The sequence below is a fragment of the Rhizobium subbaraonis genome (assembly GCF_900220975.1).
Lineage (GTDB): Bacteria > Pseudomonadota > Alphaproteobacteria > Rhizobiales > Rhizobiaceae > Mycoplana > Mycoplana subbaraonis.
This window is the reverse complement of sequence record NZ_OBQD01000020.1, coordinates 62,005-74,723: the sequence shown is the minus strand read 5'-3', so window position 1 is coordinate 74,723 and position 12,719 is coordinate 62,005. Positions and strand designations below refer to the sequence as shown.

Annotated in this window: 15 protein-coding genes; 7 read left to right on the top strand and 8 right to left on the bottom strand. The window is 62.1% G+C overall.

The window, feature by feature from the left end; translation table 11 throughout:
* The first annotated feature begins 10 nt into the window (after positions 1-10).
* The 5 genes from CRO48_RS24980 to CRO48_RS24960 all read left to right on the top strand — a co-directional run bounded on the left by CRO48_RS24980 (position 11) and on the right by CRO48_RS24960 (position 3,991).
* Complete coding sequence (locus CRO48_RS24980; RefSeq protein ID WP_097142509.1) at positions 11-859, top strand: amino acid ABC transporter permease; 849 nt, start codon at positions 11-13, stop codon at positions 857-859.
* Positions 856-1,644: an amino acid ABC transporter ATP-binding protein gene (locus CRO48_RS24975; protein WP_097142478.1), complete on the top strand. Its 789-nt coding sequence runs from the start codon at positions 856-858 to the stop codon at positions 1,642-1,644. The genes CRO48_RS24980 and CRO48_RS24975 overlap by 4 nt, the downstream gene beginning before the upstream one ends.
* 85 nt (positions 1,645-1,729) lie before the next feature.
* Positions 1,730-2,167: a VOC family protein gene (locus tag CRO48_RS24970; RefSeq protein ID WP_097142508.1), complete on the top strand. Its 438-nt coding sequence runs from the start codon at positions 1,730-1,732 to the stop codon at positions 2,165-2,167.
* An 8-nt stretch (positions 2,168-2,175) separates the two neighbouring features.
* Positions 2,176-3,111: a DMT family transporter gene (locus tag CRO48_RS24965; RefSeq protein ID WP_097142477.1), complete on the top strand. Its 936-nt coding sequence runs from the start codon at positions 2,176-2,178 to the stop codon at positions 3,109-3,111.
* Between the two features lie 229 nt (positions 3,112-3,340).
* Positions 3,341-3,991, top strand: a complete 651-nt coding sequence (locus tag CRO48_RS24960; RefSeq protein ID WP_097142476.1) for a GntR family transcriptional regulator — start codon at positions 3,341-3,343, stop codon at positions 3,989-3,991.
* Positions 3,992-4,361: 370 nt separating this feature from the next.
* Here CRO48_RS24960 and CRO48_RS24955 read toward each other — a convergent pair whose 3' ends face one another.
* The 3 genes from CRO48_RS24955 to CRO48_RS24945 are packed head-to-tail and all read right to left on the bottom strand — an operon-like array spanning position 4,362 to position 6,803.
* The gene (locus CRO48_RS24955) at positions 4,362-5,795 is read right to left on the bottom strand and encodes a DUF1254 domain-containing protein (protein ID WP_097142475.1); all 1,434 of its coding nucleotides are present in this window, start codon (positions 5,793-5,795) and stop codon (positions 4,362-4,364) included.
* 25 nt (positions 5,796-5,820) lie between these two features.
* Positions 5,821-6,474, bottom strand: a complete 654-nt coding sequence (locus CRO48_RS24950; protein WP_245423656.1) for a hypothetical protein — start codon at positions 6,472-6,474, stop codon at positions 5,821-5,823.
* Between the two features lie 38 nt (positions 6,475-6,512).
* On the bottom strand, positions 6,513-6,803 hold the full coding sequence (locus CRO48_RS24945; protein WP_141402120.1) for a hypothetical protein: 291 nt from the start codon (positions 6,801-6,803) through the stop codon (positions 6,513-6,515).
* Between the two features lie 168 nt (positions 6,804-6,971).
* Between CRO48_RS24945 and CRO48_RS24940 the strand changes: the two genes are divergently transcribed.
* The gene (locus CRO48_RS24940; protein WP_097142473.1) at positions 6,972-8,672 is read left to right on the top strand and encodes a hypothetical protein; all 1,701 of its coding nucleotides are present in this window, start codon (positions 6,972-6,974) and stop codon (positions 8,670-8,672) included.
* 91 nt (positions 8,673-8,763) lie between these two features.
* Here CRO48_RS24940 and CRO48_RS24935 read toward each other — a convergent pair whose 3' ends face one another.
* From CRO48_RS24935 to CRO48_RS24925, 3 genes are all read right to left on the bottom strand, one after another.
* Entirely contained in the window at positions 8,764-9,150 is a 387-nt protein-coding gene (locus CRO48_RS24935; RefSeq protein ID WP_097142472.1) for a type II toxin-antitoxin system VapC family toxin, read from the bottom strand.
* On the bottom strand, positions 9,150-9,404 hold the full coding sequence (locus CRO48_RS24930; protein ID WP_097142471.1) for a type II toxin-antitoxin system VapB family antitoxin: 255 nt from the start codon (positions 9,402-9,404) through the stop codon (positions 9,150-9,152). The genes CRO48_RS24935 and CRO48_RS24930 overlap by 1 nt, the downstream gene beginning before the upstream one ends.
* 189 nt (positions 9,405-9,593) lie before the next feature.
* Positions 9,594-9,977: a winged helix-turn-helix transcriptional regulator gene (locus tag CRO48_RS24925; RefSeq protein ID WP_097142470.1), complete on the bottom strand. Its 384-nt coding sequence runs from the start codon at positions 9,975-9,977 to the stop codon at positions 9,594-9,596.
* A gap of 105 nt (positions 9,978-10,082) precedes the next feature.
* Between CRO48_RS24925 and CRO48_RS24920 the strand changes: the two genes are divergently transcribed.
* Positions 10,083-11,096, top strand: a complete 1,014-nt coding sequence (locus CRO48_RS24920; protein ID WP_097142469.1) for a zinc-binding alcohol dehydrogenase family protein — start codon at positions 10,083-10,085, stop codon at positions 11,094-11,096.
* A gap of 50 nt (positions 11,097-11,146) precedes the next feature.
* On the opposite strand, the gene CRO48_RS24915 is transcribed toward CRO48_RS24920, so the two are convergent.
* Positions 11,147-11,986, bottom strand: a complete 840-nt coding sequence (locus tag CRO48_RS24915) for an alpha/beta hydrolase (RefSeq protein WP_097142468.1) — start codon at positions 11,984-11,986, stop codon at positions 11,147-11,149.
* Positions 11,987-12,093: 107 nt separating this feature from the next.
* The gene (locus tag CRO48_RS24910; protein WP_097142467.1) at positions 12,094-12,717 is read right to left on the bottom strand and encodes a TetR/AcrR family transcriptional regulator; all 624 of its coding nucleotides are present in this window, start codon (positions 12,715-12,717) and stop codon (positions 12,094-12,096) included.
* Positions 12,718-12,719 lie beyond the last annotated feature (2 nt).

Below are 12,719 nucleotides of genomic sequence, written 5' to 3'. Positions count from 1 at the left end.
GGCAATGGCAATGACCGCCGCAAGTGTTCCATCAATTCCCGACCTTCCCATCATCCACAGGCGCCGGTGGGGCTCCTGGGTGCTGGGTGCCCTTGCCCTGTTCGTCGTCGCGTCGATCGTGATTGCGTCCGTCCGGTCGCGGATCCTCGATCTGTCGGTCGTTGGCGAGTACATCTTCAGCCCGATGATCGTGATGGGCGCCTTCAACGCCCTGGTCCTCGGCACGCTCGCGCTGGTGATCGCCAGCATCATCGGCTTTGTCGTCGCCCTGATGCGGGTCAGCGGCAATCCGATCCTAGTGGCGATCTCGGCGACCTATGTCTATCTTTTCCGCGGCACGCCGATGCTGATCCAGCTCGTGTTCTGGTTCAACGCCGTGCCGATCATGTTCCCCAACATCTACCTGGCGTTGCCCTTCATGGACGCGCCGCTGATCAACGCGCCGACGACCGCCGTGGTCACGCCCTTCCTGGCAGCGCTTGCGGGGCTCAGCCTCGCGGAGGGGGCCTACATGGGCGAGATCATCCGCGGTGGCATCCTGGCCGTGGACAAGGGCCAGCGGGCCGCCGCAACGGCACTCGGCATGACGCAGCTGAAGGTCCTTAGCCAGGTCATCATCCCACAGGCCGGCCGCATCATCATCCCGGCGGCCGGCAACCAGTACATCATGCTGCTGAAATCCTCTTCGCTCGCCTCGGCCATCGGCTATCTTGAGCTGCTGCGGGTTGCGACCGACATCTATTCCTCGAACTTCCGGGTCGTCGAACTGCTGGCCGTCGCCGCCTTCTGGTATCTCGTCATGACCGCGTTCGCGACAGCGATCCAGACCGTCCTCGAAAAGGTTTTCCCGCAAAGATGAGCACCGCGCCTGAACAGTCCCACGCCGTCTCCATGGTCGGCGTCTCCAAGAAATGGGGAGCCGTCTCGGCCTTCACCGATGTCACCTTTGATGTGCCGCAGGGCGAGGTCGTGGCGCTGCTCGGCCCTTCGGGGGCCGGCAAGTCCACCCTCCTGCGCTGCGTCAACCACCTCGAAACCATCTCAGCGGGCCGCATCTACGTTCATGGCGACCTCATTGGCTACAGGCTGGAAAAAGAGGCTCTGTATGAACTGACAGACGCCGACATCAGCCGCCAGCGGCAGAAGATCGGCATGGTCTTCCAGCACTTCAACCTGTTCAAGCATATGACGGCGCTGCAGAACGTGATGAGTGGTCCGGTGCACGTGTTGAAAAGGTCGAAGGCGGAAGCCGCCGAGCTGGCGCTCGACCTGCTCGACAAAGTGGGTTTGAAGGCCAAGGCGGGCGCCTATCCCTCGGAACTTTCCGGCGGCCAGCAGCAACGTGTGGCAATTGCCAGGGCGCTCGCCATGCGGCCGCGTGTGCTTCTGCTCGACGAGCCGACCTCCGCGCTCGACCCGGAGCTGGCGCAGGAAGTGGTCGAGACGATCCGCAGGCTCGCCGAGGAAGGGCAGACCATGCTGATCGCCACCCACGACATGAGCCTCGCCCGGGACGTGGCCGACCGGGTGATCTTCATGGAGGGCGGCGGCCTTGCAGAAGATGCCCCCTCGAAGGACTTCTTCACCGCGCCGAAGAGCGAACGAGCCCGGCAATTTCTGGCGCGATTGTTGCAGGCGCACTAGCCCGCCAGACATCCCGTCGTAAACCCGGCGGCTCGCTCATCGGCGAGCCGGCAGGACCTTGCGCATTCCGAAAGAAGAAACCGACATGACCCAGCTCTTCCAGAACCTCCATCACGTCTGCATCGTCGTCCACGATCTCGAAAAGACCGTCGCCTATTATGAGAGCCTCGGGGTCGGCCCTTGGTTCGACTATCCCAAGAAGGGTGCCTATGTTGAGTTCGACGTACCCAACAAGGCGGCCTCGGACGCCATGCGTTACAAATGCTGCGACATCGATAATGTGCAGATTCAGCTCTGTGATCCGGGGAGCCTTGATTCCCCACAGAAGCATTTCCTCGACGAGCGGGGCGAGGGTGTCTACCACCTCGGCTTCGAGGTAGCCGACCGCGATGCGGCCGAAGCTCAGGGCCGCGCGCTCGGCCTTGGCGTGGTGGCCCGGGGCAAGCGCACGGACGGTTCGGGCTTCTGCTATTTCGACACGCGGGAAAAAGCCGGCATCGTGCTCGAAGTCCGCAAATCCTGAGCGCTTCCATGGCGCGCCTTTTCTCTGCACCGGGAACCGCCCTCGGCCTGTCCGGTGTGGTCCAGGGCCGCGAAAGTGTCTTTCTCTGTCTTGTCGCCATGGTGCTGTTTGCGGCATCGGACGTCATCGCCAAGCATCTGGCGGTGACTTTTCATCCCTTGCAGATTGCCTGGTTTCGTTATCTGGCGGCGTTGATGCTGCTGGGAGTTGTCCGCCTGCGTTTCGGCAGGCCGGCGCGCAGCGCGGCTCCGGCCGCACAATTTGTCCGCGGCGTCGGCATGGCCGGAGCGACAATCATGCTGGTGGCTGCCCTCAACTTGCAGCCAATGGCGGAGGCGACGGCGCTTGTCTTCATCTCCCCCTGCCTCGTCACGCTGCTTTCGGTGCTGATCCTGAAGGAACGCGTGCCCGCCTGGCGGTGGATTGGCGTCTTCGGCGGCCTTCTCGGGGTGCTGGTCATCCTGCGTCCGGGCCTTGCCGGCTACAATCCCGCCGCACTGTTTTCGATCGCCTCTGCCGCCTGCTGGGCGACGGCCCTGGTGATGACGCGCCGGGCGGTGGTTGCCGACAGCCTGGCGACCACGCTCGCCTATTCCTCCCTGACGGGCTTCGTTCTCTTGACGGCGGCGCTGCCCTTCGTCTTCCGGGGATTGTCGGTCATCGACGTGGCGCTGTCGGGCGCGATGGCTGCGTTATGGCTGGCGGCGCATGTCGCCATTGCCTTCGCCTATCGCCGGCCCGAGACGCAGGTCTCGCGTCTGGCGCCGATTTCCTACACGCATCTCCTCTGGGCCACAGCTTTCGGCTACCTCGTGTTCGGAACGATACCGGACGCGGTAACGGTCGCAGGTGCGGCATTGATTATTGCCAGCGGGCTGGTGGCCCGCCGGGGAGAAGGCAGCCGGCGTGACGCCGCGGAAGCAACGGAATATCGCCATGACTGAGGTCTCGCTGATCGCTGCCGCTCCGTCGACCCTTGCCGGCAGTTGCCATGGACTGGTGCCGCGCATGAAGTGGGCCGTCAGGCAGCGCATCGGCGTTATTTGGGAGAGCAGGTGTAACTGGGCTTTGTGACTTCCCAAGCTTGAATGTCGGAAGTCCTTGCCCCATACGAAGAGATATATCGCCTCCGGTGAATCGGAGATACCGGTCACCGAGAAAGGGACAGGCTTCATGGCTTCAAGAAAGACTTCGGCGGGCGAATTCATTGCATCGGACGTTCGCAATCGCCTGCGCAGCATGATTCTCGGCGCAGAGCTGAAGCCCGGGCAGCGTCTGGTCGAAGACGACCTGTGTGAACGCCTGAACGTCGGGCGTACGCCGGTGCGCGAAGCGTTGCTGTTGCTCCAAGGCGAGGGTTTTCTGAGCCGCGAACGAGGGTGGGTCGTCGAAACGATCGATCGGACCCAAGTGCGCGCCATCTTTGAAAGCCGGGCCGCGATCGAGGCGGCCACCGCCAGGCTTGCTGCGCGCCACGCTGATCCGGCCGAGCTCGACCAGCTTGCGCGATTGATCGAGGCTATGGAGCCTGTTGAAACGTTGACTCGTGCAGACCTGAACAGTCTCAACACACAGTTTCACAAGCTGATTGTCACAGCCTCGAAGAACCTGTTTCTTGCCCAGTTCCATGAACGGACGCAGTTCCACTACTGGATGCTCAGGGTGCCGATCCTGTTTTCCGAGGCCGAGGTTAAAGAAACCAATCTCCAGCACCGGCGCATATTTCAAGCGCTCGTCGACCGCAATGAAGACGAAGCGGAGCGGGCGGCGCGCTATCACGTCGAGGCCACGATGGCGATTGTGGAGCCGGCTATCGACTTGTGACGTCACCGCGCCATCCATCGGGATCAAGGCTCACCAGGACCATGCGGTCTCAATGCAGGCGGAGCAGGTTCGCTCGCTTCCAGGCGTAAGTTTATCGGAGTTGGCAGCACGCAAGGAAGGCCACTTCCGGCTGACTCGGCCTTGTCCCTTGCTGCTCCCGAGATAGGTCGATCGGCATGACGTCCTCCTTCCGGGGAAGTCGCCATGGAAGGCCGTCACGTACGTCTCTGGCCGCAATATGAAGCCGGAAAGCGCCAGGGCCTGCGAGGGGCCGCCGTCGAGGCCGCCGGGACTGGAGGGGTGCCGGCCGAAACCGTACACTTGCCTTCCGCTGCCCTATCCCGGACGGCGTCGAGCGGATGCCGAACGCTCAGTCTATGCGTTTGGCGGACGGGATCACCCACGAGCCGTTCAGGATCGTCGGATCGTTCTCGTCGGGCCAATAGAGCCGCATCATCAGGTAGAACTTGCCTTTGGGCGCAGGCAGCCAGTTTGCTTCCTTCTCTGTGCCGGGCGATTTGTTCTGTATCAGAATGTCGACGGAGCCGTCCGGATTGGCCTTCAGGTCCTGGCGTGCGCTAATCGAGTACCGATTGATGGGATTGTCCACGAAGAAATAGTTCTCGTCGTACATGGTGATCGACCAGAAGCCCCTGACGGGGGGAAGCTGTCCCTTCTTGAAAGTGACGACATAATGGTTGGCCCCGTCATAGCTGCGAGCGAAAACGCCATTTCCGTCCTTGCGCGACGTCGGGTACACGGCGTCCTGCGGTCGATTCGCGCCTAGCCCGATGGCGGTGACGAGCGCCCGCTGGAGATAGTTCGTGCCGTAGACACCTGTCTTCGTCGTGAACCCCCAGCCGTTGATGTTCTCAATATCGCTGGACTTGAAATGCAGCATGAGGCGCGCAAAGCCGATCTCCGGGACGCGTTTCTCGAAGGCCGGGACGAACTTGGTCTTGTCGAAGGGCTGGCCGGGGGTGATGCCGATCGTGGCGAACCTTTCGAGGGCCGGTGCGTCGGCTTCAGCCGGCGGATTGCGCAGCATCAGCTCGCTGAGCAGGGTGAAATACTCGACCGCGGTCATGCGGTTGACCTGGTCTCGCACGGCGGTTTTCATGTCGATGGCCGGATCGACCTTTCCTGCAGGCGGCGTATAGTCCTTGCCCCACGTTGATAAGGGCTGCAGCTTGCAGGCATCCTGGATCCTGTGCACCTCCGCATAGTCCTCCGGCGTGCCGGTGCAGTAGATGCGACCAAGAAGCCAGACGATGGCTGTCGGCGACTTGTACTGGGTGATGCCGTCCGGCAGCGAGCCGGACCAATTCGGCCCGGTGATGGCAAAGGTCTGCGCCTTTTCGCCCGTGGTCCGGGTGCCCGGTACCTGGAATACATTGGTCCAGCCATCGAGCATGGGGAAGAGGTAGTAGCGCTCGTCCATGTCCGGGAACGAGAAGACCCAGGGTTCGTCGCCGACATCGACGAAGGCGGTGGTATAGAGCGTGTCCGCATTTGGTGCCGTGACGTCCCGGAAGGACGCATTCGGATATTCCCTGAGCTTGATGAGATGGCCCATCGGGCCGCGCGAGCCCTTTGCCTCGGCGACATTCGTGATGACGCGTCGCGTCATCTCCATCGTCACGAGCGGATAGCCGTAGATATAAGCATCGACGGCCGTCCAGAATTCCTCCGAACCGGTCACAATGTCGGTGAGCGGCCCGTCGAAGGCATTTGCCGGAAATGCGGTTGTCGAGGCGAGGAGGCTGGTGCCGCCGATCATCGCGGCACGGCGTGAAATGTTCATGGCTGATCTCCCTCAAATTAGCTGGTTAGTAGGGCAATGGGGCAGGGTAATAGGGGTGATAGTAGGGATAGGGCGCGGGCGGCAGCGCCCGATAGCCATAGGCCGCACCCGCCGCAGCACCGGCGTAGAACGCCCCGCGATATGCCGTGCGACGGGCTGCGCCGGCAAAGGACAGAGGCGTAAACGGCATGCCGATGATATCGATGAAGACCGAGGCGGGGCCGTCCGCATCGGCGGGAAGCGCCCCTTCGAGAACGGCGACGTCGAACGTTATGCTGTCGGCGTCGGCCTTCGGGGATTTCAGCGTCACGACGACGTCCTTCACGGTCGAGCCGTCCTTGGCAAACACCGATACGGTGGCGTTGGGCGGATCCTTGGCGAAGCTGTCGGAACCCTCGTCCCATTCCTCCAGCAGATGCGAAGTGAGCGCATGGCCGGCGGCCCGGACAGGCCGGTCGGCGAAGATGATCGCGTTGGGGGCGGCTCCCACAAGCGTCAGTTTGTTGCCCTCGAGTTTGGCGCCGGCCGCGTTCATGACGATCAGCGCCGGCTCGACCTGCGGCTTCTGCGTGCCGCCGATCATTTTCTGCGCCGGTGCCTGGATCGCATCCTGTGCAACCGCTGGCCCGGACATCGCCGCGCAAAGAAGCACAGCAAGAGCCGTAAATGTCGATTTCATTCCACGCTCCTCTTTGATTTTCAAAAAATTTGGGACTGTCACGGCTGTCCCCGGTTGCCGCGTTCGATCGGCACGATTTTGATGCGCCGAAGTTCGGCGCCAATCTCCGCCAGCGCGCCGCGAATAAACGAAAGCCACTCTAGCCGTCTCTCCGCTCGCGCGGCCTCTGCAAGGCGGTCGACTGCCGCAAGCGCCTCCTCGGCTGCCGCAAGTTCGTCACACAGGTCTCTGAAGCCCTCGTTTTCGCATGCGAGCGCCTCGATCCGTCTGGCACTGTCCGGAAAATGCCGGATGGCCGCATGCACTCCGTCTGCCGTCACTCTTGTCATGACGAACTCCGACCTCGCTGTCGTCACGGCTGGTTTATAAGATGACAGAGCGCAACTTCTGCGTAACATTACGCATAGTTTGGGGTAACAATCGCCATGCGTCATTGGTTGGGAAGCGTACGGAGCATCCGGAGGCCACGCGGAACGACCGAGGGGCCAGATGGGTTTGTGACCGACGTTCCCCCGGGGGGATCGACGGCAGAAGCTGGCCCCGTCAGCGTTCGAAACGCGCTGGCGCGCATCTTGCAGAGCCCGGACTTCGACGCCACGCCGCGATCGCGCCGCTTTCTCACCTACATCGTCGAAGAGACCCTGGGCGGCCGCGCCGAGCGTATCAAGGCCTTCTCCATTGCTACGGATGTATTCGGGCGGGGTGCTGATTTCGACGCCCACTCCGATCCGATCGTCCGCCTTGAGGCCGGCCGACTGCGGCGCGCACTGGAACAGTACTATCAGCGCGCGGGATCTGAGGATCCTGTCGTCATCTCGATCCCGAAGGGCGCCTATGTCCCCGTATTTCAGCCACGCGTCGTCCTGCCTGCCAATCAGCCGGGTGCCGCGGCCGAGCGGCGACCTCTTGCTGTCGGTGCTGCCGCGGTTCTTGGTCTGCTAGCCGTCGCAGCCTGGTTCGTTGGTGCTTCGCCCTGGCGGGGCGATCCTGCCGCGCCTGCCGTGCCGCGCCTGCTTGTTCGGCCCTTCGAAGACCTCACTCAGTCCGGCAGCTCGGCCAACTTCGCGAAGGGCCTTACGCACGAGATCATTGGGCAGGTCGCGAAGTTCAAAGACATAGTCACCGTTGAGGATAGGGATGCCGACGCCAACGCCGCGCAAAGCGCACGCTACGAACTGTCGGGTAGCGTCAGCCTGGCGGAGGACAAGGTCCGTTTGCAGGCGCGCATTTTAAGCACGGAGGATGCCAGCGTCTTGTGGGCGCAGACATACGAGGCCGATTTCGAACCCTCACAGGTGATCGCGATAGAGAAAGCCATCGCAAGTCAGGTGGCCACAGCGCTTGGACAGCCATACGGCGTCATCTTCCGGGCGGATTCGGAACGGAGCGTGCCTCAGGCGCCCGACGACTGGGCGGCCTATTCGTGTACGCTGTCCTACTACGCCTACCGCGCCAATATCGACGCCAAGACCCATCCTGTTGTCCGCCAATGTCTCGAGGATGCCGTTGAGCGGTTTCCCAACTACGCGACGGCCTGGGCACTCCTCTCGCAGACCTATATCGACGAGATCCGCTTCGGGTACCCGATTGATCCGACGATGTCGCCTGCATCGCTCGACCGGGCGCTGGCCGCCGCGCGTCGTGCGATGGAACTGGATCCACAAAATGTCCGCGCCCTCGAAGCCGAGATGTTCGCGCTCTACTTCAGCGGACAGATCGATGCGAGCCTCGCGCTGGGCAAGCAGGCGCTGGCTACCAACCCGAACGACACTGAACTGATGGGGGAGTATGGCTCCAGGCTCGCCGTGTCGGGACGCTGGGAGGAGGGGTGCAACCTGATCGCTGAGGCGCGCGAACGCAACCCTGGGCCGCTTGGCTATTATGAGGCCATCCTGTCGGTCTGCGCGTATTTCCGCGGAGACTACAAGACGGCCATCATGTGGATCGGGAAGTCGGGTGCGATCGAAAATCCCGCCTATCACCTGATCGCGGCGGCCGTCCTCGCGGAAGCCGGCCGCGCAGAGGAAGCAGCGGCCGAGCGGGATTGGCTGATGGCCCATGCGCGTGGCTTCGTCGAGGACATATGGGCCTGGACGGCGCTTCGCTATGCAAGAGCCGAGGACCGAGAGCGTTTTGTCGGGTCCTTGCGCAAGTCAGGTCTTCCGATACCGCCCCGGCCGGCCGTATCAGACCGATAAACGTCGCTGGGTGGTGTGACCGTCTGCACTTACCGAATGGTCGACGCCACCGACTTTATCGCCAACGCGTTCGGCGTCTTGCGCTGCAGCGTCATGCCGGGGCGATGTCCGTCCGCGAGAAATCATCGCCCTTGAAAAGCAGCGGCTCCCCGCGCGTCTTGGCCAGGGCATAGGCGAAGCAGTCGCCGTAGTTCAGTCCTGCCGGATGGCGCCCCTTGCCGAAGTTGCGCCATGCCCGGCGTGCAATGGCGATCTGGTCGGTGTCGACCGGGACGATTTCGACGCCGGCCTTGTGCAGCCACAGGTCCAGTTCGGCTGCTCCTGCATCGCCAAGGCGCGCCTCAATGACGATGGAAAGCTCGAGGATCGTGGCCGCGGACATGAAGCGCCGCGGCGCGTCGACGATTTTCGTTTCGAATGCTTCGGCTTCCGGCTCGTTGAACGCAATCGCAACGATTGCTGACGTGTCGATGACCATCAGCTCGGCAGTCCGTTTTCGTCATACTCCAAGATCTCGTCGGCGGGACGGTGGTCGAGAACGGGTAGTTTTGCCCAGCGCTTGCGGCTTGCGGCGAGTTCCTCGAGCAGAACGGTGCGGTTGCCGGCATTGGCAACGCGCCGCAGGCGCTCCTCGAGCGCGCGACGGGTCGCCATGGTGATGGTCTCCCCCGTTTTCTCAGCCAGTGCCTTCGCCAGGCGTTCGGTCTCGGTATCCTTGATGCTGAGCGCCACGGTTCGGTTCCTTGGTTCCTATTTTGCCATATTCTACCTGACCGATCGAGAGTGGCAAGCGGCCTGTTCGTTTGCGTTGGCATTTCGACTGAGTGCCAATCCCATTACCGCGGTCGCGAGGCGCTTCCGGTCGCACTCCGCCTCACCTCCAACCTGGTGATTGAGGTTGCGCGGCGGGAGGTTTCGTCCCTATGCGGCATCACTGACTTCCCGCGGATCGGTGGCGCGCGGCTTGCCGTAGAGACCGATGTTCGTATCGCCCCAGTCCTTCAGGGCGAGCAGGATAGGCTCCATGCTGCGGCCGAGCGGAGACAGGCTGTATTCCACCTTTGGCGGCACCTGCGCGTAAACCTTGCGCTCGACAAGCCCATCCGCTTCGAGTTCGCGCAACTGGTTCGTCAGCATGCGCGGAGTGACGTTGTGAACGTGGCGTCGAATCTCGTTGAACCGGAGAGTTCCTGAGAGAAGGTGGAACAGAACAACCGACTTCCACTTTCCATCGATGAGGCCAACGGCGGCTTCCACCGAACAGCCGGGGGAGCAGTCGAACCGGGAATGGCGAACCTTGCCCATCTACAGTATCCTTTTTGGTACTATATGTTGGTTTTGTGCGTATTGCGTGTTTGGCAATGTATGCCAAGTTATCTTGCATATCAAACAGCGAAAGCAGGGCAGAAAATGAAGGCGGTAGCTTACAAGACAGCAAGATCCATCGATCGTGAAGACGCGCTGCAAGACGTCGAACTCCCGCGTCCGACGGCGGCAGGTCGCGATATCCTCGTCGAGGTGCAGGCGGTATCGGTCAATCCTGTAGACACCAAGATCCGCAAGGGCGTGAACCCGGAACAGGACCAGTGGAAGATTCTCGGCTGGGATGCCGTGGGCAAGGTCGTGGAAGTGGGCTCTGACGCCAAGGATTTCGCGATCGGTGACGAGGTCTTCTACGCGGGTTCGTTGATCCGGCCCGGCGCGAACTGTCAGTTCCATCTGGTCGATGAGCGGATCGTCGGAAAGAAGCCGAAGACGCTCTCTAATGCGGAGGCTGCCGCTCTTCCTTTGACGGCCATCACGGCCTGGGAAATGCTCTTCGACCGTCTCGACATCCGCAGGCCTGTTCCCGGCGCGGAAAACGCCGTCGTTATCATCGGTGGAGCCGGCGGAGTGGGATCGATCGCGATACAGCTCGTCAGGGCGCTGACGGACCTCACAGTCATCGCCACGGCGTCGCGTCCGGAAACGCAGGATTGGGTGAGGGAACTGGGCGCCCATCACGTCGTCGACCATTCAAGGCCGATCGCCGAACAGGTTGCCGCTCTCGGCATCGGCGCTCCGGCCTTCGTCTTCTCGACAACGGAAACGCATCGTCATCTCAAGGAGATCAGCGAGCTGATCTCACCTCAGGGCCGCTTCGGCCTGATCGACGATCCCGAAACCCTTGACGTAAATGGGTTCAAGCGCAAGGCGGTGTCGATCCACTGGGAGCTGATGTTCACGCGTTCGATGTATGAGACGGCAGACATCGCGGAGCAGGGCAGGCTGCTGAACGAGGTTTCCCGCCTTGTCGATGAAGGCAGGATCCGCACGACCGTCACCGAGACCCTGTCGCCGATCAATGCCGCAAACCTGAAGAAGGCGCACCTGGCCATCGAGAGCGGCAAGACCAAAGGCAAGATCGTTCTCGAAGGCTTCTGAGACGTGCCCCGGGGCGGACTTGGGTTCACGGTCGATGGTCACCGACGAACTTAGCTCGATGAGACCATGTCGGAGACAAGACCGCCCAGATGGCCTGAAGGATCTGCCAGATCCAGGACGACGTTCATGTGGTTGAGGCCCGGTACAGGGACCAGTTCCACGGTTTCGCTCTGGCCGGCAAGCCGCGAATGCAGTGCCGCAGCCTGCTCGTGGAACGGCTGCGTTTCCTCCGTGCCGAATGCAATGATCCGCTGAGGGCACGGGAGCTGACGTGACGTCAACGGTGACCAGGCTGCCGCCTCCGCCGGCGTCATCTCGGCTTCGTCTCGCAGGAAGCTGTTGGGAATTCCTGCGAGATCGTAGATGCCGCTCAGGAGCAAGAGGCCCCGTATGGAGGGAAGCGAGGGCGCGGCTCTTTCCGTCGGGCCAGTCGCCGCGAGGAAGGAGGCAAGGTGGGCGCCGGCCGAATGGCCGCTGACCGTCATCCTCAGCGGGTCCGCGCTGAAATCGCCGGCATGGTGCTGGAGCCAGAGAACCGATCGCCGCACCTGATCGACCAGCACATCAAGCCGCTCGCCCGGCATCAGGTCGTATTCGACGATGGCGGCAACACCCCCGGCCGCCAGGACCGGAGAGGCCACGAAACGGTAGTTTTCCTTTTCGCCGGATCGCCAGTAACCGCCATGGACGAATATGTGCAGCGGCGCGCCCGCTATCTGACGCTCCGGCCGGATGACGTCGAGAACCTCCCGGCGGCGTGCGCCGTATCGCACGTCCGCCAGCACGGTGGCTTCGGCAGAAAGTGCCCGGCTGCGTTCGGCGAATTCGGCGGCGATGGCGTCGAAATCGGGCACGAAGTCACGAATTCGGTAAAGGTCGCGTGACGTCATCTAGGTTCCGTTGACAAAGTTCTACCCCCTCCTCCTGCGGACGCTTTGCTGACTCCTGCTGCTGGCCTTTGACCGCTCGTGGAGTCGCGAGAACATCTCCGCTATTCTCAGACAAGACAACCTTCATTTTGCGATGAATCGTCGATTGTGCCTCTGTTGTTGGAGGCATCGTTTTCGATCACCAATCGTCCGCGGAGTTGGTCGATAGCCCGTTGAAAAACGGCCGGATCGTCCAACGCCCGAGAAAGAACAATTGCTCCCTGAATAGCAAGAACGGCCTCTTCCGCGAGGATGCGCGATTGATCGGCGTCACGGCCCTGCCGAATAAGCGCTGACTGCAACGCGTCCACCCAAGATACGAAATAGCCTCGGATGGCTTGCGCGAAGAGGTCACGCGTATTGGCGACTGCCAAGGCACCGACGAGGCACACACGCCTGCCGGACCTGAAATACTGGTCCGTCGCGTCGAGCATTGCACCGATGGCACCATTAGCATCGCTCTCGTTACGCAACGGGGAATATACGGCATCCTCGAACCATTGGCCGATTTCGCCGAGAACAGCCCGCACCATCTCTTCCTTTCCGTTCGGGAAGAAGTGGTAGAGGCTGCCCTTGCCGAGACCGGTAGCCTTGCCGATCAAGGCAAGGCTTGCGCCTTCATAGCCATGTTCGCGGAAAACTTCAGCCAACGGGGCTATGGCGTCGGATCTCTCAGCGACCATGCGGGCCATGA